At 36.5% G+C, this 18,018-nt stretch carries 19 protein-coding genes and 1 pseudogene; 17 read left to right on the top strand and 3 right to left on the bottom strand.

Annotated elements, in window-relative coordinates:
• Positions 1 to 80: 80 nt before the first annotated feature.
• The 12 genes and pseudogenes from AC1DIT_RS09990 (at position 81) to AC1DIT_RS09935 (ending at position 10,471) form a co-directional block, all read left to right on the top strand.
• Positions 81 to 479, top strand: coding sequence for a cytidine deaminase (locus AC1DIT_RS09990; RefSeq protein ID WP_003200655.1), 399 nt, complete (start codon positions 81 to 83; stop codon positions 477 to 479).
• Complete coding sequence (gene era, locus AC1DIT_RS09985; RefSeq protein WP_016116363.1) at positions 472 to 1,377, top strand: GTPase Era; 906 nt, start codon at positions 472 to 474, stop codon at positions 1,375 to 1,377. Before AC1DIT_RS09990 ends, era begins: the two co-directional genes overlap by 8 nt.
• 109 nt (positions 1,378 to 1,486) lie before the next feature.
• Positions 1,487 to 1,630, top strand: coding sequence for a YqzL family protein (locus AC1DIT_RS09980; RefSeq protein ID WP_016116362.1), 144 nt, complete (start codon positions 1,487 to 1,489; stop codon positions 1,628 to 1,630).
• A 33-nt stretch (positions 1,631 to 1,663) separates the two neighbouring features.
• Positions 1,664 to 2,410 (top strand): DNA repair protein RecO, encoded by a 747-nt coding sequence (gene recO, locus AC1DIT_RS09975; protein WP_016116361.1) that lies wholly within the window; start codon positions 1,664 to 1,666, stop codon positions 2,408 to 2,410.
• 107 nt (positions 2,411 to 2,517) lie between these two features.
• A complete protein-coding gene (gene ccpN / locus AC1DIT_RS09970) occupies positions 2,518 to 3,150 on the top strand; it encodes a transcriptional regulator CcpN (protein ID WP_026008574.1) in 633 nt (210 codons plus the stop codon).
• A gap of 29 nt (positions 3,151 to 3,179) precedes the next feature.
• A complete protein-coding gene (locus AC1DIT_RS09965) occupies positions 3,180 to 3,992 on the top strand; it encodes a pyruvate, water dikinase regulatory protein (RefSeq protein ID WP_476998167.1) in 813 nt (270 codons plus the stop codon).
• Between the two features lie 390 nt (positions 3,993 to 4,382).
• Positions 4,383 to 4,841, top strand: coding sequence for a YaiI/YqxD family protein (locus AC1DIT_RS09960; RefSeq protein WP_016133258.1), 459 nt, complete (start codon positions 4,383 to 4,385; stop codon positions 4,839 to 4,841).
• Positions 4,842 to 4,879: 38 nt separating this feature from the next.
• Positions 4,880 to 6,676, top strand: coding sequence for a DNA primase (dnaG, locus tag AC1DIT_RS09955; RefSeq protein ID WP_016116358.1), 1,797 nt, complete (start codon positions 4,880 to 4,882; stop codon positions 6,674 to 6,676).
• Between the two features lie 59 nt (positions 6,677 to 6,735).
• Positions 6,736 to 7,857, top strand: a complete 1,122-nt coding sequence (gene rpoD / locus AC1DIT_RS09950) for an RNA polymerase sigma factor RpoD (protein ID WP_003200669.1) — start codon at positions 6,736 to 6,738, stop codon at positions 7,855 to 7,857.
• 385 nt (positions 7,858 to 8,242) lie between these two features.
• Complete coding sequence (gene cccA, locus AC1DIT_RS09945; RefSeq protein WP_003200671.1) at positions 8,243 to 8,599, top strand: cytochrome c550; 357 nt, start codon at positions 8,243 to 8,245, stop codon at positions 8,597 to 8,599.
• A gap of 212 nt (positions 8,600 to 8,811) precedes the next feature.
• Positions 8,812 to 9,353 (top strand): annotated as a pseudogene (locus tag AC1DIT_RS09940) (tRNA (adenine(22)-N(1))-methyltransferase).
• Positions 9,350 to 10,471, top strand: a complete 1,122-nt coding sequence (locus AC1DIT_RS09935; protein WP_016116356.1) for a Nif3-like dinuclear metal center hexameric protein — start codon at positions 9,350 to 9,352, stop codon at positions 10,469 to 10,471. The pseudogene AC1DIT_RS09940 and the gene AC1DIT_RS09935 overlap by 4 nt, the downstream one beginning before the upstream one ends.
• A gap of 230 nt (positions 10,472 to 10,701) precedes the next feature.
• Here the strand turns inward: AC1DIT_RS09935 and AC1DIT_RS09930 are convergent, their stop codons facing one another.
• Both AC1DIT_RS09930 and vrrA read right to left on the bottom strand, forming a co-directional pair.
• Entirely contained in the window at positions 10,702 to 11,652 is a 951-nt protein-coding gene (locus tag AC1DIT_RS09930; RefSeq protein ID WP_016116355.1) for a 4-hydroxy-3-methylbut-2-enyl diphosphate reductase, read from the bottom strand.
• Between the two features lie 90 nt (positions 11,653 to 11,742).
• Positions 11,743 to 12,384: a VrrA/YqfQ family protein gene (gene vrrA, locus AC1DIT_RS09925; protein ID WP_016116354.1), complete on the bottom strand. Its 642-nt coding sequence runs from the start codon at positions 12,382 to 12,384 to the stop codon at positions 11,743 to 11,745.
• A 181-nt stretch (positions 12,385 to 12,565) separates the two neighbouring features.
• Between vrrA and AC1DIT_RS09920 the strand changes: the two genes are divergently transcribed.
• Together AC1DIT_RS09920 and AC1DIT_RS09915 are read left to right on the top strand one after the other, a co-directional pair.
• Positions 12,566 to 13,876, top strand: a complete 1,311-nt coding sequence (locus AC1DIT_RS09920) for a DEAD/DEAH box helicase (RefSeq protein WP_016116353.1) — start codon at positions 12,566 to 12,568, stop codon at positions 13,874 to 13,876.
• 280 nt (positions 13,877 to 14,156) lie between these two features.
• The gene (locus AC1DIT_RS09915) at positions 14,157 to 15,053 is read left to right on the top strand and encodes a deoxyribonuclease IV (RefSeq protein WP_016116352.1); all 897 of its coding nucleotides are present in this window, start codon (positions 14,157 to 14,159) and stop codon (positions 15,051 to 15,053) included.
• 20 nt (positions 15,054 to 15,073) lie between these two features.
• Here the strand turns inward: AC1DIT_RS09915 and AC1DIT_RS09910 are convergent, their stop codons facing one another.
• On the bottom strand, positions 15,074 to 15,328 hold the full coding sequence (locus AC1DIT_RS09910) for a DUF2624 domain-containing protein (RefSeq protein WP_003200331.1): 255 nt from the start codon (positions 15,326 to 15,328) through the stop codon (positions 15,074 to 15,076).
• 151 nt (positions 15,329 to 15,479) lie between these two features.
• Here AC1DIT_RS09910 and AC1DIT_RS09905 point away from each other — a divergent pair, with 151 nt between their 5' ends.
• The 3 genes from AC1DIT_RS09905 to AC1DIT_RS09895 all read left to right on the top strand — a co-directional run.
• Entirely contained in the window at positions 15,480 to 16,358 is an 879-nt protein-coding gene (locus AC1DIT_RS09905; RefSeq protein ID WP_016116351.1) for a YitT family protein, read from the top strand.
• 257 nt (positions 16,359 to 16,615) lie between these two features.
• Positions 16,616 to 17,386, top strand: a complete 771-nt coding sequence (locus tag AC1DIT_RS09900; protein ID WP_016133257.1) for a metal ABC transporter ATP-binding protein — start codon at positions 16,616 to 16,618, stop codon at positions 17,384 to 17,386.
• The coding region (locus AC1DIT_RS09895; RefSeq protein WP_476998166.1) for a metal ABC transporter permease at positions 17,386 to 18,018 on the top strand (633 nt) is incomplete at its 3' end. The genes AC1DIT_RS09900 and AC1DIT_RS09895, both read left to right, overlap by 1 nt.

Below are 18,018 nucleotides of genomic sequence, written 5' to 3'. Positions count from 1 at the left end.
GCTTTGGTAGCGTTAAGAACGCCGTTAATGAAAGTTTCATTTTATCTTTTCACAATTGTGAATGGAAAGGATGCGAGAGCATGAACAGCAAAGAATTAATTCAAGAAGCAATCGAAGCGCGTAAACAAGCGTATGTACCATATTCTAAGTTTCAAGTAGGTGCAGCATTATTAACGGAAGATGGAAAAGTATACCGAGGATGTAATGTTGAAAATGCATCATATGGATTATGTAATTGTGCAGAAAGAACAGCTTTATTCAAAGCAGTTTCTGAAGGAGATAAAGCATTTGTAGCCATTGCGGTAGTAGCGGATACAAAGCGTCCAGTACCTCCTTGTGGAGCGTGCCGTCAAGTTATGATAGAATTATGTAAACAGGATACGAAAGTATACTTATCAAATTTACATGGTGACGTTCAGGAGACGACAGTTGGAGAATTGTTACCAGGAGCATTTTTAGCGGAGGATTTACATGAATAGAAAAGGTTATAAATCAGGTTTTGTCTCTATAATTGGAAGACCGAATGTTGGAAAGTCTACATTTTTAAATCGAATTATCGGTCAAAAAATTGCAATTATGAGCGACAAACCACAAACAACTCGTAATAAAATTCAAGGTGTATACACAGAAAATGATTCACAAGTTATCTTTATTGATACGCCAGGAATACATAAGCCGAAGCATAAATTAGGCGATTTTATGGTGAAAATGGCACAAACGACATTAAAAGAAGTTGACATTGTATTATTTATGGTCAATGCTGCTGAAGGTTTTGGTCGTGGTGAAGAGTTTATTATCGAAAAATTACAAGAAACAAAGCAACCGGTATTTCTAGTAATCAATAAAATTGACCAAGTTCATCCGGAACAATTGCTGGAATTAATTGATCAATATCGTAAGTTACATGAATTTGCAGAAATTGTTCCGATTTCTGCATTAGATGGTAATAATATTGAGGCGTTAATCGGTGCGATTAAAAAATATTTACCTGAAGGACCACAATACTATCCAGACAACCAAGTAACGGATCATCCGGAGCGATTTATTATTGCTGAGCTTATTCGTGAAAAGGTACTTCATTTAACACGTGAGGAAGTACCACATTCGGTAGCGGTTGTGATTGATGCGATTCAAAAGCGTGAAGGTGGAGCGGTCTATGTGAATGCGACAATTATTGTAGAGCGTCCATCGCAAAAAGGAATTATTATCGGAAAACAAGGGAAAATGCTGAAAGAAGTTGGAAAGCGAGCTCGCTTTGATATTGAAGCACTTCTTGGTTCAAAAGTATTCTTAGAAGTGTGGGTAAAAGTACAAAAAGATTGGCGTAATAAAATGTCACAACTTCGCGATCTTGGTTTCCGTGAAGATGAGTATTAATAGAAATTAGGAAAATTTTTCTCACATGAAAATGGACAAAATGGGTCATTTTAATAACAACAAAAGAAATTGGTTTATATGCTACGCTTACTGAGAAAGGTGGATTCTTATGCTAGATTTTACCTGGAAGTTTTTCTCCAAGACAGGAAGCATTGAAACGTATTTGCTTTTGAAGGAAATGGAAAAAGACGTAACCGATGAGATGGATCAACATGAAGAGGAGCTAGCGCATCTAGATTCTCCAATTTCTTGACCCGTTTTGTTCAAACCTTGGATGGTGACAAACATGTTTCAAAAAGTTGAGGGAATTGTCATCCGGACAACAGATTACGGAGAAACGAATAAAATTGTTACGATATTCTCCCGTGAGCTTGGAAAGGTAAGTGCAATGGCAAGAGGGGCGAAAAAACCGAAAAGTAGGTTAGCATCTATTTCGCAACTTATGATGCATGGTCACTTTCTGATTCAAATGGGGTCTGGACTTGGGACTTTGCAACAAGGTGAAATAATTTCATCTATGAAAGAAATTCGTGAAGATATATTTTTAACTGCTTATGCATCATTTATCGTGGAATTGACCGATAAAGCAACTGAAGATAAGAAACATAATCCGTATTTATTTGAAATGTTACATCAAACGTTGCACTATATGTGTGAGGGTGTTGATGCTGAAGTATTGTCTTTAATTTATCAAACGAAAATGCTCCCAGTACTAGGGATGCATCCATACTTTGATACATGTGCAATTTGTCACCAAGAAGCAGATTTTGTCGCCTTCTCTGTCCGAGAAGGCGGTTTTCTGTGCTCGCGTCATGCGCAGCAAGATCCATACCGTATTCCGGTGGGAGAGGCTGTTCATAAATTGCTACGCCTCTTTTATCATTTTGATTTAGCTCGCCTTGGTAATGTATCTGTTAAGGATGGAACGAAGCGGCAAATACGTACAGTATTAAATACATATTATGATGAATATTGCGGAATCTATTTGAAATCAAGGCGTTTTCTTGAACAACTTGATAAATTTCAAATATAATGAGGACCATATATAGGTCCTTTTTACATACTTTCTTTTTCAAAAAGCATATTTAGTATATAATATTTAAGAGATAGTATAACTTTTTTCGTTTTGCATTGAAGGTGGTGATTATCATAGAACTGAATAAACGGCAAGAACATATCATTCAGATTGTAAAAGATCACGGTCCTATTACAGGGGAATCAATTGCGGCACAATTAAATTTAACACGTGCAACATTAAGACCTGACTTAGCAATTTTAACGATGGCAGGTTATTTAGAAGCACGTCCACGTGTCGGTTATTTTTATACAGGAAAAACTGGGGGACAGTTATTATCAGAAGCTGTTAAGAAAGTTAAGGTACAAGATTATCAATCTAGACCGGTTGTAATTGATAAAAATATTTCCGTATACGATGCGATTTGTACCATGTTTTTAGAAGATGTTGGTACTTTATTTGTTGTAGATCAAGCGACGCTTCTAGTTGGGGTAGTTTCTCGTAAAGATTTATTACGTGCAAGCTTAGGAAAGCAGGATTTAACATCGCTTCCGGTTAATATTATCATGACAAGGATGCCAAACATCGCAATGTGCCGTAGAGAGGATTCTCTATATGATGTTGCGATGGAATTAATAGAAAGACAGATTGATGCTGTACCAGTTGTAAAAGACACGAAACAAGGGTTAGAAGTTGTTGGTCGAATTACAAAAACAAATATTACGCGTGCGTTTGTAAATTTAGTAAACAATGAATAAGTGTAATTTGTTTAAAGTGAGGTAATGTAATGGATAATAAAATCGTATATGTCGTATCTGACTCTGTTGGAGAGACGGCTGATTTAGTTGTTCGAGCTGCAATGGGACAGTTCCCATTTGCTCCTGATATTAGACGTGTACCGTATGTGGAAGATACAGGGACATTAAAAGAGGTAATTTCAATTGCGAAAAGTAATCGAGCACTTATTTGCTTTACGTTAGTAAAACCAGAAATGCGTCAGTRTTTGCTAGCAGAAGCGGCAAAAGAGGGTGTAGAGGCATATGACATTATCGGGCCTCTTATCGATCAAATCGAAGAGATTACAGGACAAGTTCCAAGGTATGAACCTGGTGTTGTTCGTAGATTAGATGAAGAATATTTTAAAAAGATTGAAGCAATTGAGTTTGCTGTTAAATATGATGATGGTAGAGATGCACGTGGGATTTTAAAAGCTGATATCGTTTTAATTGGGATATCACGTACATCAAAGACGCCACTTTCACAATATTTAGCTCATAATAAACGATTGAAGGTTGCGAACGTACCACTTGTACCAGAAGTGGATCCGCCTGAAGAATTATATCAAGTTGCAAAAGAGAAATGTTTCGGTTTGAAAATTACACCGGATAAGTTAAATCACATTCGAAAAGAACGATTAAAATCACTTGGGCTAAATGATGGAGCAACATATGCGAACATCAATCGTATTAAAGAAGAAATTGATCATTTTGAGAAGGTAGTAAGTAAAATAAACTGTCAAGTTATTGATGTGTCAAATAAGGCAATTGAGGAGACAGCGAATATTATTGTGAATGCAGTGCAAAACCAAAAAATGTTTTAGCACATTTACCAAGGGTGAATGTGCTTTTTTCGCTCAAGATAAAGAAAAACTTTAATCAGTGGAGTTCTTCATCCTTTACTATTTGGGCTTTTACGGGTAGGGTGTCCCTCACTTAACCTTTTACTTTAATCTGAATTTTGAAATGGGAGTATTACTGCCCGTGAATAGCTGGATAAAATTTAAAAGGATATGTAGCGAAGTTAGAGAAAATATATTATAATAAAAAATTGTGATAAAAAGGTACATTTTACGTTTAGACTTTAATTTTTCAGAATAAACTAGGGATAGGATTTACGGAAAAGGTATGCATTTACGTAAAATCGACAAAAATCTGGACAAGAAAACGCACATTATGGAAGGATTCACAGAAGGGATGTAGAATACAGAAATATGCAAAACATCAGTAAGATTCTAGTTGATGCAGATGCATGTCCTGTGAAGGATGAAATTGTGCAAGGTGGAACAAAATTCCATGTCGAAATTTTGTTTGTCGCATCCTACGCCCATCGTTCGAAAAAACAGCAAGGGAATTGGATATATGTGGATTCTGAGCAAGATGAGGTGGATTTTTATATCTATAAACACGCCAAAGCTTCAGATCTCGTAATCACACAGGATATGGGACTTGCTGGTCTTCTTGTAAAAAAGGGAGTATATGTATTATCTCCACGAGGTACATTTGTGACTGATGAGCAAATGGATACAATTTTATATAGTAGGTATGTATCTGCGAAGTTACGCAGACAAGGGACCTACACAAAAGGTCCAAAAGCATTTTCAACCCATGATCGACAATGCTTTTTAACAAATTTAGAAAAAATATTGTCGAATTATAAAGGAATCCTTTAATTTGTATCGAATACAAAATACGACACGGAGATGGAGTTATGGGGAACAGAATTCCCGAAGAAGTTGTTGAACAGATTCGGACATCATCTGATATTGTAGAAGTGATTGGTGAGTATGTTCAGCTCAGAAAGCAAGGGCGCAATTATTTTGGGCTTTGTCCATTCCACGGTGAGAATTCACCTTCATTTTCTGTTTCATTAGACAAGCAAATTTTTCATTGCTTTGGATGTGGAGAGGGAGGAAATGTTTTTTCATTTCTCATGAAGATGGAAGGGCTCTCTTTCATAGAAGCTGTGCAAAAGCTAGGAGAAAGAAATAATATTTCGGTTGTAGATTATACATCAGGACAAGATCAACAAGAGAACATATCTGATGACAGTGTCATTATGTTACAGGCTCACGAACTTTTGAAAAAATACTATCACCATCTTTTAGTAAATACTGAAGAGGGAAATGAAGCTCTTTCTTATTTACTAAATCGAGGTATTACAAAAGAGATGATTGCAAAGTTTGAAATTGGTTATGCATCTCCAGGTTGGGATGCAGCAACAAAAATATTACAAAAAAGAGGTTTTTCGTTATCGACCATGGAGCAAGCTGGCTTGCTTGTGCGGAGTGAAAGGGATGGCAGTCATCATGACCGTTTTCGCGGAAGGGTTATGTTTCCCATTCACACACTACAAGGAAAAGTCGCAGCGTTTAGTGGAAGGGCGTTGGGGGATGATACTCCAAAATACTTAAACAGCCCAGAAACACCTATTTTTTACAAAAGTAAATTGCTGTATAACTTCCATCAAGCAAGACCGTTTATCAGAAAACGAGGGCAAGTTGTTCTATTTGAAGGATATGCTGATGTATTAGCTGCTGTAAAAAGCAGGATTGAAGAATCAGTTGCGACGATGGGAACAGCTTTAACAGAAGAACAGGCAAAACTTCTGCGGCGTAATGTTGAAACTGTTGTTCTTTGCTATGATGGTGATAAAGCAGGACGAGAAGCGACGATGAAAGCAGGACAATTGTTATCGCAAGTTGGTTGTCATGTGAAGGTTACTTCATTGCCAGATAAGCTTGATCCTGATGAATATGTGCAACAATATGGAACAGCGGCGTTTGAAAATCTTGTAAAGGCTAGTATAAGTTTTGTTGGATTCAAAATAAATTACTTGCGTTTAGGGAAAAATTTGCAAGATGAGTCTGGTAAAGAAGAATATGTGAAAAGTGTTTTAAAAGAGCTAGCATTATTGCAAGATGCAATGCAAGCGGAGTCGTATTTAAAATCATTATCGCAAGAATTTTCTTACTCAATGGAAACACTTTTAGGTCAATTGCACCAATATCGCAAAGAACAAAAGATACAGCAAAAACAAACGAAACAAATTTCTAAGCCGCCTCAAATTGTTCAGGCAAAACCGAAATTTTCAGGTTTTGAAAGGGCAGAAAGAGAGCTCATTTACCATATGTTACAAAGTGCCGAAGTTGCTTTCCGTATTGAACCTCATATAGAAGATTTTCATACGGAAGAACATAAAGGGATTTTATATGAACTATATGCATATTATGAAAAGGGAAATGAACCTTCAGTCGGGAATTTCTTGAGCTGGCTCTCTGATGAGAAATTGAAAAATATTATCACCAATATTTCAACGGATGAATTCATTAATCCAGAATACAGTGATGAAATATTGCAAGGTCACTTAGAGGCGCTAAGCCGCCATAAGCAAAAGCTTAAAAAGATGGAAACCATTTTTGCATTAAAGCAAATGGAAAAAACAGATCCAGTAGAAGCTGCAAAATTTTATGTAGCATATTTACAAAATCAGAAAGCAAGAAGATAGCTTTTTGTATAAAATTTTATTATAATGAATGTTTGTATCTCGCGTAAGGAGGGGAACAGATGGCTGATAAACCAGCTCGTTCTAAACAAATTGAAACTGATATGACTCTTGAGCAAGTGAAAGAACAACTCACTGAGCTTGGAAAAAAACGTGGCGTTCTTACATATGAAGAGATTGCAGAACGCATGAATGGATTTGAAATTGAATCCGATCAAATGGATGAATATTATGAATATTTAGGTGAACAAGGAATTGATTTAGTTGGCGACAACGATGAAGGTCCGAATAATCACCAAATCACAAAGACAGAAGAAGAATTCGATTTAAATGATTTAAGTGTGCCACCAGGTGTAAAAATCAATGACCCTGTTCGCATGTATTTAAAAGAAATCGGCCGTGTGGATCTACTATCTGCTGAAGAAGAAATTCGACTTGCAACCCGCATTGAAGAAGGTGATGAAGAAGCGAAGCGCCGTCTTGCGGAAGCGAATTTACGTCTTGTTGTAAGTATTGCAAAACGATATGTAGGCCGTGGTATGCTCTTCTTAGACTTAATCCAAGAAGGAAACATGGGTTTAATTAAAGCTGTTGAAAAGTTCGATTATCGTAAAGGTTTTAAATTCAGTACGTATGCAACTTGGTGGATTCGTCAAGCGATTACACGTGCCATTGCAGACCAAGCGAGAACAATTCGTATTCCCGTTCATATGGTTGAAACAATTAATAAATTAATCCGTGTACAGCGTCAATTATTACAAGATTTAGGACGTGAACCATCTCCAGAAGAAATTGGAGAAGAAATGGATCTTGCTCCAGAAAAAGTACGCGAAATCTTAAAGATTGCACAGGAGCCAGTTTCTCTTGAAACACCAATTGGTGAAGAGGATGACTCACATTTAGGCGATTTTATTGAAGACCAAGAAGCAACATCACCTGCGGACCATGCAGCGTATGAATTGCTAAAAGAACAATTAGAAGATGTGTTAGATACACTAACAGATCGTGAAGAAAATGTTCTACGTCTTCGTTTCGGTTTAGATGATGGACGAACTCGTACGCTTGAAGAAGTTGGGAAAGTATTCGGCGTAACGAGAGAGCGTATTCGTCAAATTGAAGCAAAAGCGCTTCGTAAATTAAGACATCCAAGCCGTAGCAAACGTTTAAAAGATTTCTTAGAATAGGGTTCTTTTTAAGTTTACTTCACATTTGTGAAGTAAACTTTTTTATTTTGTTAATTTTTGTTAAAATTTAGCTGTCAGTAACGATTACAATTCTTGTAATTTATTTTACAGAATTGTCTTTTGATTTGCAAATGCTCATTTTTCGATTTTTCGATTAATTTCGTTTATTCTATACAAAAATATATGTAGAAAAACAAAAAATATGATGAGAAGCGTTGATATTTATCAAAATAATATGGGATAAAAGGAAGAGAATCAATAAACTGAATTTATGGAATATTTTTAACAACTGATAGTTTTGTCTTTTCTGATAGAACGTTTTCAAGTACAATAGAAGTAACTGAATCATCTAACTATTTGGGGGTGTAGAGGGGGGAGAAGAAATATGAAACGTAATCCGTTGATTCCATTCGCTCTTATTGCAGCACTGGGCATTATCATTATGTTTGTATTTTCGTTTCAGGGGTTACATAAATCTAAAGAGCTTGCTGATGCAAAAAATGGTGGGAAACCAGCGCAAACGGCATCGAAACCAGAAGATATTGTGAAACAAAGTTGTACGAGCTGCCATGGTGATCAGTTGCAAGGTGCAGTAGGGCCTAACTTACAAAAAGTTGGTGGGAAACTTTCCAAAGATGAAATTAAGGAAGTGCTTACAAAAGGGAAAGGAAATATGCCAGCGAATATAATTCCAGCAGATCAGGCTTCTAAAGTAGCTGATTGGTTATCAAAGAAAAAATAAAGTGAACCTTTCATCCGTGAGAATTGTAGGATTCGCATGTAGTGGAATACGACCGATAAAACAAGTTCTTTGCTTATGGCAGGGAGCTTGTTTTTCCTTTTATTCTAAAATACGATGAAATAAATGAATTGTTTTGTTTCTTTACTTGCAACAACTACTGTAAATTCATTATCATGGAGACAGACTGACAAGAGAAGGAGTAATGGAAATAAATGAATGAAGTGAAGCTTTCAAAAAGATTAGAAGAAGTAGTGCGGGAGATTCCAGTAGGATCTACAGTTGCAGATATTGGTTCCGACCATGCGTATTTACCGTGCTATACAATCATAAATAATATTGCTACAAAGGCAGTAGCGGGAGAAGTGGTAGATGGGCCATTCCGTTCTGCACAGGCTACAGTGGCTGAGAGTGGCCTGCAAGAAAAGGTAGATGTTCGTAAAGGAAATGGCTTAGCTGTTATTACACCAGGAGAAGTCGATGTTATTACAATTGCTGGTATGGGTGGAGCACTAATTCGTGATATTTTAGAGAATGGAAAAGAAAAGCTAAATGGTGTAACACGTTTAATTTTACAGCCTAATATTGCTGCACATCATATTCGTGAATGGTTTATTGAAAATGGTTGGGAGCTTATTCATGAAAAAATTATAAAATCCTGAAGCAAATAGAGCGTGCGACAGAATCAGAAGATACAAAGGCAAAACGAATTGAAGTAGTCGAGAAAATGAAAATGATAGAGGAGGTTTTATCATGAGTAAAATTCCAAATGGGCATGAAGTGATTTCTTTATTTGAAAGTATGTATCCGAAGCATTTAGCGATGGAAGGCGATAAAATTGGTTTGCAGATTGGTGCACTCAATAAGCAAGTTCAGCATGTATTGATTGCACTAGATGTTACAGAAGCGGTTGTAGAAGAAGCGATTCAAATAGGTGCGAATGTAATTATTGCTCATCACCCGCTTATTTTTAGTCCGCTAAAAGCAATCCATACAGATAAGGCGTATGGTCGAATTATTGAAATGTGTATCAAAAACGATATCGCTGTTTATGCAGCGCATACAAATGTCGATGTAGCAAAAGGCGGGGTGAACGACTTGCTTGCTGAGGCGTTGGGATTACAAAATACAGAAGTGCTTGCTCCGACATACTCGGAAGAAATGAAAAAGATTGTTGTATGTGTGCCTGCAACGCATGCTGAAGAAGTTCGCAAAGCTCTTGGGGGTGCTGGAGCTGGTTATATCGGTAACTATAGCCATTGTACGTTTAATAGTGAAGGAATAGGTACATTTATGCCTGGGGAGGGGACAAACCCTTATATAGGCGGAACTGGGCAGTTAGAGCGTGTAGAAGAGGTGAAGATTGAAACGATTATCCCAGCCCCACTAGAGCGGAAAGTAGTAAAAGCAATGTTAACAGCACATCCATATGAAGAAGTTGCCTACGATGTATACCCCCTTGATAATAAGGGAGAAACGTTAGGACTTGGTAAAATTGGATATTTGCAAGAAGAAATGACATTAGGCCAGTTTGCTGAACATGTGAAATCGGCATTAGATGTAAAAGGTGCGCGAGTTGTTGGGAATTTAGACGATAAAGTGCGGAAAGTAGCAGTGCTTGGCGGTGATGGGAATAAATATATTACGCAAGCGAAATTTAAAGGGGCAGATGTGTATGTGACGGGCGATATGTATTATCATGTTGCACATGATGCGATGATGCTCGGATTAAATATTGTGGATCCAGGACATAATGTTGAAAAAGTGATGAAACAAGGTGTGCAAAAGCAATTACAGCAAAAAGTAGATGAGAAAAAATTTGCTGTGCAAATTCATGCTTCTCAGTTACATACAGATCCGTTTACTTTTGTATAAGCTCTAAAAAGAAAATTATAAAATCTTTCTTTTTAGATGGAAGAGAGCATCCGGCTATGCATAGAAGCGGTCAGAGCCTTTTTTTGCCCCATGCCAAGTGAAAACAAAGAGAAAAAAGAGTATAGGTAATTTTTTTGTTCTTCGTAGCAGCGACTTATATGTGAAAAAATCAAAATAGATTTATATTGAATAAAAAAATCCGCTGCTAGTGAGTTAGCAACGGATTTTTTTTATTGTTGTTTTTTTACTTTTACACGTGGCAAGATTTTTTGAAGTGGTACGTTTCGTTTACGTTCCCAAGTTGCTGGGTTCATTGGGTCGTACTGTTCTAAAAAGGCGATTACTTCTTTTGTAATTGGCGTTGGTGTAGAGGCCCCTGCAGTAACAGCGACATTTTCGATCCCTTGCAGCCACTCTAATTGAATTTCGCTTACATCTGCAACGCGGTATGCTTTTGTACCAGCAATCTCTTGTGATACTTGGGCTAAACGGTTTGAGTTATTACTTTTTGGATCACCGACAACAATCGTTAAATCAGCGACATCTGCTTGCTTAGCAACTGCTTCTTGACGTACTTGTGTTGCTAAACAAATTTCTTTGTGAAATTCAGCTGTTGGGAATTTTTTCTGAATGTCTTCCATCAGGTGCTGAACGTCCCATTGACTCATTGTTGTTTGATTTGTTACTAAAATTTTCTCTGTTGGGATTTCTAGTGTCTCCAAATCATTTGCCTTTTCAATAAGATGAACGATGTCAGGTGCAATACCAACGGCACCTTCTGGTTCTGGATGTCCCTTTTTACCAATGTAAATCACATGGTATCCTTCCGCTTTTTTTGTTTCGATAAGGTCGTGTGTTTTCGTAACATCTGGACATGTTGCATCGATTGTCGTTAACCCTTTTTCTTTTGCACGTTGTTTAACTTCTGGAGAAACACCGTGTGCTGTGAAAATAACAGTACCAGAATCAATTTTGTCTAAAATCTCTAATCGACTTGGACCATCTAATGTAATAATGCCATCTTCTTCGAAAGCATCGGTTACATGTTTATTGTGAACAATCATACCTAAAATATAAATCGGTCTCGGTAATGTTTTATCTAGTGCAGCATTGCGTGCAATGACCATTGCATCAACAACACCGTAGCAATAACCACGAGGGGAAATTTTAACAATTTTCATGTGAGTAATCCTCTCCTTCTAAACAAGGAATCCTTTTTGTACATAGTCTTTTCCATTATAAAGGAGGAGCGGACAGAAAACAAAGGATTGTTAGACATATAGTTTTGGTTTTGGTGCCATACGCGGGATATCCGCTTTCGGTAAGGCTCTTTCAATAACTGGTTCTAAAATTATTTTCTTCTTTTTTTTCTTTTTTGAAGGTGGTGGAGGTGTAGTAATTACTTCCACCTCTTCTGCTGATTCTTCAGCAGCACCTTTTCCAGAAGTGAGAATTTTTACGATGCTTGGTATGCTGCGCACAATGGGTCCATACTGCTCGACGACAGGTCCAACAGATTGAGCGACTTGAGCAACTTTTTCAATGTTATTTAACATACCTGTTGGATTGGAGATTAAGTTGGAAAAAAAGCTGCCAATGCCACCGCCACCGCTAGCGCTAGGTATAATCGGTGCTGAGCCACGGATTTCATTCGGATTGTTCATTTGAGGTGGCATCATTTGTTGTGACTGCTGCATATAGGGCTGCTGATGTTGATGCATCATCGGTTGTCCCTCCATTTGTCGATAGGGAGGAACCATTTGCATAAAAGGCTGAGTCGGATCGTGTTTTTTGAATAGCTTCGAGAGAAATCCTTTCTTTTTTTGCATCATAGGAGGTAAATTAGGTATAGGATACGGGGTGTACGGTTGCTGTCCTGTATACATTTGGCCCATAGGAGAGTTCGGATACATAAGAGAACTCCTCCTTTCTTCAGTTAGGTATATACACATACAATATGCAATGAAAAGAAAGAAGGTTAGTTTTTGGAGTGAAAACCTAAACTAAAGATGGATTTTATTATTAGATTTCGATATAATGTAGACTTGACTGATTTGTGCGCGCAGTAGAAATTTTAGAAAGAAGGTGTAACTTATGACACTACCAACATTTACACAATATAATTTTCAACCGTTTTTAATAGATGCAGTTCGTGAACTACGCTTTTCAGAGCCGACAGAAATTCAAAAGAAAATTTTTCCTGTTGTGAAAAAAGGTGTGAGTGTAATTGGACAGTCCCAAACGGGTTCTGGTAAAACACACGCATATTTACTTCCAACATTAAACCGAATTGATGCGAAACGAGAAGAGGTCCAACTTGTCATTACAGCGCCTACTCGTGAGTTAGCACAACAAATTTATCAAGAGATTGTAAAGTTAACAAAGTTTTGTGAAGAAGATCAAATGATTACAGCACGCTGCTTAATCGGAGGAACAGATAAGCAAAGATCCATTGAAAAATTGAAAAAACAACCTCATGTTGTTATTGGGACACCCGGGCGTATTAAAGATCTAGTAGAAGAAAAAGCGCTATTCGTTCATAAAGCTACTACGATTATTGTTGATGAAGCAGACTTGATGCTTGATATGGGATTCATTCAAGATGTAGATAAAATTGCAGCGCGTATGCCTAAAAATTTGCAAATGCTTGTTTTCTCTGCAACGATTCCTCAAAAATTAAAACCGTTTATGAAGAAGTATATGGAGAATCCAGAGCATATTCATATTAATCCAAAACAAGTTGCAGCAGGGAATATTGAGCATTATTTAGTTCCTTCTAGACATCGTAATAAAATTGAATTAGTGAAAAATATGTTACTTCAATTTAAGCCGTATTTAGCAATCGTTTTTACAAATACAAAGAAAAAAGCGGATGAAGTTGCGGACGGATTAGCAGAGCGTGGATTAAAAGTAGGAAGAATTCATGGTGATTTATCACCACGTGATCGTAAAAAAATGATGAAACAAGTTCGTGACTTAGAGTTTCAATACATTGTCGCTACAGATTTAGCCGCACGTGGTATTGATATTGAAGGGATTAGCCATGTTATTAACTATGAACTTCCATCTGATTTAGATTTCTTTGTTCACCGCGTAGGAAGAACAGCTCGTGCTGGATATTCAGGAATTGCAGTGACAATTTATGATCCAGCAAATGAAGAAGCGTTAGATAGCTTAGAAAAACAACGTAATATCATATTTAATCATGTAGACTTACGTGGAGATGAATGGGCTGATTTAGGTGACCGCCGTCGTCGTAAAAGTCGTAAAAAGCCAAATGATGAACTTGATATYATGGCAACGAAAGTTGTCAAGAAGCCGAAAAAAGTAAAACCTAATTATAAGAGAAAACTGGCAACAGAACGTGCAAAAGTGAAGAATAAATACAGTAATAAAAAAAGATAAGGGGAGATCCCTTATCTTTTTTTATCCTTTTATTTACGAATGTGAATCTTTCCTGTAGCAAAAATAAAGGTGTTAGGTGAGGACTAATAACCAGCAGGAATTAAGAAAAACTCCACTAATCTTGATATACTAAGAAGAGTTCCATGCTTTAGAAGCGTGGGAGCGTAACTTGTGAATCTGTTTTAGCAGTATGTTTATTGTTTTGTGAACAAACAATTCACTACATATTTCTACAAATTATGCTATCATTATAGCTATTGTATATTGAAGAGGTGATTATATGTTAAAGATTGGGTCTCATGTTTCTATGAGTGGTAAGAAAATGTTATTAGCAGCAAGTGAAGAGGCTGTTTCATACGGTGCGACAACCTTTATGATCTATACAGGTGCACCGCAAAATACGAGAAGAAAACCAATTGAAGAGTTAAATATAGAAGCAGGGCGTAAACATATGGAGCTCAATGGTATTGAAGAAATTATTGTCCATGCACCTTATATTATTAATGTTGGTAATACGACAAAACCGGAAACGTTTCAATTAGGTGTTGATTTCCTTCGCATGGAAATTGAAAGAACGTCAGCGTTAGGTGTAGCGAAGCAAATCGTACTTCATCCAGGGGCTCATGTTGGCGCGGGAGCTGAAGCTGGTATTCAGCAAATCATTAAAGGCCTAAATGAGGTATTGACGCCAGAACAGACAGTGAATATTGCACTAGAGACGATGGCTGGAAAAGGAACAGAGTGCGGACGCAGCTTTGACGAAATTGCAAAAATTATTGATGGTGTAAAATATAACGAAAAGTTATCTGTATGTTTCGATACGTGCCACACGCATGATGCAGGTTATGACATTGTGAATGACTTTGACGGTGTATTAAATGAATTTGATAAAATTGTTGGGATTAATCGTTTGCAAGTATTGCATATTAACGATAGTAAAAATATACGTGGAGCTGGAAAAGACCGTCATGAAAATATCGGTTTCGGTCATATTGGTTATAAAGCGTTACACCACATCGTACACCATCCACAATTACAGCATGTACCAAAAATTCTTGAAACACCGTATGTAGGTGAGGATAAGAAAGATAAAAAACCACCATATAAGTTTGAAATTGAAATGTTGAAGAGTGGCTCATTTGATGAAGGTCTTCTTGAGAAGATTAAAGAACAATAAGGAGGGGGATTTCCACCTCCTTATTTTAATAGTTTCTGAAATAACGTATTTATTTGTTGAGCGGTAGATGGGGAAGTGACTTTTGCAATCTTTTTTAAAAGTTCTAGTCTTTCTCCTGTATCATAAATGTTGATGTTTTTCCCTTTTATTAAAGGGACAATTTGCTCAGCCTGTTCAGTTGTGATGGGAACTTCATATTCTTTACTATATTTCAATAATTCTTTTGTTGTCATATGATTTAATTTTTTGTTTACAATGTGCTTGATGAGGTTCATGATGTAGTCCTCCTTCAGTTGTTCTTATATCGAAATATATGTGCGGGATGCTTGTATATATTCGCATAGTAGATGCTTTTTTCTATAAGTAAAAGAAGACTATGTTATAATAAAAGAACAAAACTATATAAAAAGTATATAAGGAGGGTTTATGGAAAAAAAACAACATAGAAAAGAAAGTATTATTCACCTATTGTATCGTTTAGTTATGATTGTCTTTGGTGCAACGTGTGCGGCGGTTGCTATTGAACTGTTTTTAATGCCAAATAAAATCATTGATGGTGGTATTATCGGTATTTCCCTCATACTAGATTATCTTACTCCAAACATTTGGTGGTTAAGTTTCTCTACTTTAGTTGTCATCCTCAATTTACCGTTTATGTATTCCGGGTATAAACAAATCGGGAAAACTTTTATGTTATCTTCTGCTTTTGCAATCGTCGCTTTAGCATTTATTGAGTCAACATTACATTCTTTCAAGCCTTTTACGACGGAACCGATTTTGGCAACCGTTTTTGGTGGTCTTATTTTAGGGATTGGTGTAGGGATTGTTATTAGGCATGGTGGTTCATTAGATGGAACGGAAATTATGGGGATTTTATTAACGAAAAAATTACCGTTTTCTGTTGGTGAATTTGTTATGTTTGTGAACTTATTTATTTTTGCTTGGGCAGCATTTGTGTTTGGTGTCGAACAGGCAATGTATTCTGTTATGACATACTATATCGCATTTAAAACAATTGATACGGTTATTCAAGGGTTGGATGAGACAAAGGCAGTACTGATTGTATCAGATCAGTATGAAGAAGTATCAAATGCCATCTTACACCGCCTTGGTCGTGGAACAACGAAACTCGTTGCTAAAGGTGGTTATACAGATAAAGAGAAAGAAGTAATTTATGCAGTTGTTACACGTCTTGAGGTAACAAAATTAAAATCAATTGTTCATGAAATTGATGAAAATGCCTTTATTACAATTATGAGTACGCAAGAGACAAATGGTGGTAAATTTAAATCCGCTATTCATTAAAAGTACGTGTTCAAAAAAGAAGATAAAGAAAGCCAATCAGTTCCAAAGTATGAAGAAATGTGAAAGCAATCTTTGCCGTAATTTTTGAATATCCTTAAAAAGCAGAGAGATTTTCTCTGCTTTTTTGTTATAATAATAAGGTTGTCCGAAATAAAGAATATATTTTTGGGCAGATTGGTTTACAACTATAATAAGTTATACTATAATTCAAATAGAGGTAAATCGGAATCATTCTGAATTAAAATAGGTGAGATGCTATGAAGAATATGTTGGAAATAGAAGGACTAACATTTCGGTATGAAGATCGAAATGTATTAGAAGATATTAATTTGCAAGTTCCTAAGGGAGCTTTTTTAGGTTTGGTTGGACCGAATGGATCTGGTAAATCGACCCTATTAAAGTGTATATTAGGTGTTTTGAAGCCGAAGAAAGGGAGTATTCGGTTATTTGGTATTGATAGCAAGAAGTTTAAAGAGTGGAATAAAATTGGCTATGTTTCACAAAAGGCTAACAGCTTTAACTCTGGTTTTCCAGCAACTGTCTTTGAAGTTGTTTCAATGGGGCTTGTTTCAAAAAAAGGCCTATTTCGTTTCTTGAAGAAAGAAGATAAAGAAAAGGTTACAAAGGCAATCGCAGATGTAGGAATGAGTGAATTTCAAAATTGTAACATCGGAGAGCTTTCCGGTGGACAACAGCAACGTGTGTTTATTGCACGCGCGCTTGTAAGTAATCCAGAATTACTAATTTTGGACGAGCCTACAGTGGGGATTGATGTAAAGAGTGTAGAGAGCTTTTATGAGATACTAGAAGATTTAAATAAAAAACTAGGTATCACATTGATTCTGGTTACACACGATATGGGAGCTGTAACAGAGAAGGTGACGCATGTTGCATGTTTAAATCAGCATTTGCATTTCCATGGAAATGTTGAGAAATTCCGAGAGTTAGAAGATGCAGAAATGTCGATTTTATATGGACATCATGTTCATCGTTTAGAACATGATCATGAGCATCACGGGAGGATATAATGATACAGGATTTTTTACAATATGATTTTTTACGCAATTCTTTATACGCTGGTATTTTAATAGGGCTTGTTGCCCCGTTAATCGGTGTATTTGTTGTCATTCGTCGCATGTCACTGATTGCAGATGCTTTAAGTCATGTGACATTATCAGGGATTGCCGCAAGTTTGTTACTAGAAAAAACGATTTTTACAGGTGGTTTTTTAAATCCGTTATATATGGGAATGATTTTTTCGATAGGTGGAGCACTATTAATTGAAAAATTACGTACTGTATATAAGCATTACCAAGAATTAGCGATTCCGATTATTCTTTCAGCAGGGATGGGAATCGGAGTTGTTTTTATTTCACTTGCGAATGGATTTAATACGGATTTATTTAGTTACTTATTTGGTAGCGTGAGTGCTGTAACAAGCACGGATTTAATTCTTATTGGTATTGTAGCAATCGTAGTTATTGCAATAATTGTTTTATTATATAAAGAGTTATTTTTATTATCATTTGACGAGGAATATGCTGTATCAACAGGTCTTCGTACTAAATGGATTCACTTTATTTTTATTATTTTAGTTGCGCTTGTCATTGCAGTATCAATGCGTGTTGTTGGGGTTCTTCTCGTATCATCCCTAATGACG

Source organism: Bacillus sp. 05T22, from assembly GCF_056396765.1.
This window is presented reverse-complemented; position numbering and strand designations above follow the sequence as displayed.

Coding starts and splice junctions, on each gene's coding strand:
- AC1DIT_RS09935 (WP_016116356.1), top strand. CDS start 9,350: ATGAGTAAAATTCCAAATGGGCATGAAGTGATTTCTTTATTTGAAAGT.
- AC1DIT_RS09930 (WP_016116355.1), bottom strand. CDS start 11,652: ATGAAAATTGTTAAAATTTCCCCTCGTGGTTATTGCTACGGTGTTGTT.
- AC1DIT_RS09900 (WP_016133257.1), top strand. CDS start 16,616: ATGAAGAATATGTTGGAAATAGAAGGACTAACATTTCGGTATGAAGAT.
- dnaG (WP_016116358.1), top strand. CDS start 4,880: ATGGGGAACAGAATTCCCGAAGAAGTTGTTGAACAGATTCGGACATCA.
- AC1DIT_RS09905 (WP_016116351.1), top strand. CDS start 15,480: ATGGAAAAAAAACAACATAGAAAAGAAAGTATTATTCACCTATTGTAT.
- AC1DIT_RS09960 (WP_016133258.1), top strand. CDS start 4,383: ATGCAAAACATCAGTAAGATTCTAGTTGATGCAGATGCATGTCCTGTG.
- cccA (WP_003200671.1), top strand. CDS start 8,243: ATGAAACGTAATCCGTTGATTCCATTCGCTCTTATTGCAGCACTGGGC.
- recO (WP_016116361.1), top strand. CDS start 1,664: ATGTTTCAAAAAGTTGAGGGAATTGTCATCCGGACAACAGATTACGGA.
- AC1DIT_RS09910 (WP_003200331.1), bottom strand. CDS start 15,328: ATGAACCTCATCAAGCACATTGTAAACAAAAAATTAAATCATATGACA.
- AC1DIT_RS09980 (WP_016116362.1), top strand. CDS start 1,487: ATGCTAGATTTTACCTGGAAGTTTTTCTCCAAGACAGGAAGCATTGAA.
- vrrA (WP_016116354.1), bottom strand. CDS start 12,384: ATGTATCCGAACTCTCCTATGGGCCAAATGTATACAGGACAGCAACCG.
- AC1DIT_RS09990 (WP_003200655.1), top strand. CDS start 81: ATGAACAGCAAAGAATTAATTCAAGAAGCAATCGAAGCGCGTAAACAA.
- AC1DIT_RS09915 (WP_016116352.1), top strand. CDS start 14,157: ATGTTAAAGATTGGGTCTCATGTTTCTATGAGTGGTAAGAAAATGTTA.
- era (WP_016116363.1), top strand. CDS start 472: ATGAATAGAAAAGGTTATAAATCAGGTTTTGTCTCTATAATTGGAAGA.
- rpoD (WP_003200669.1), top strand. CDS start 6,736: ATGGCTGATAAACCAGCTCGTTCTAAACAAATTGAAACTGATATGACT.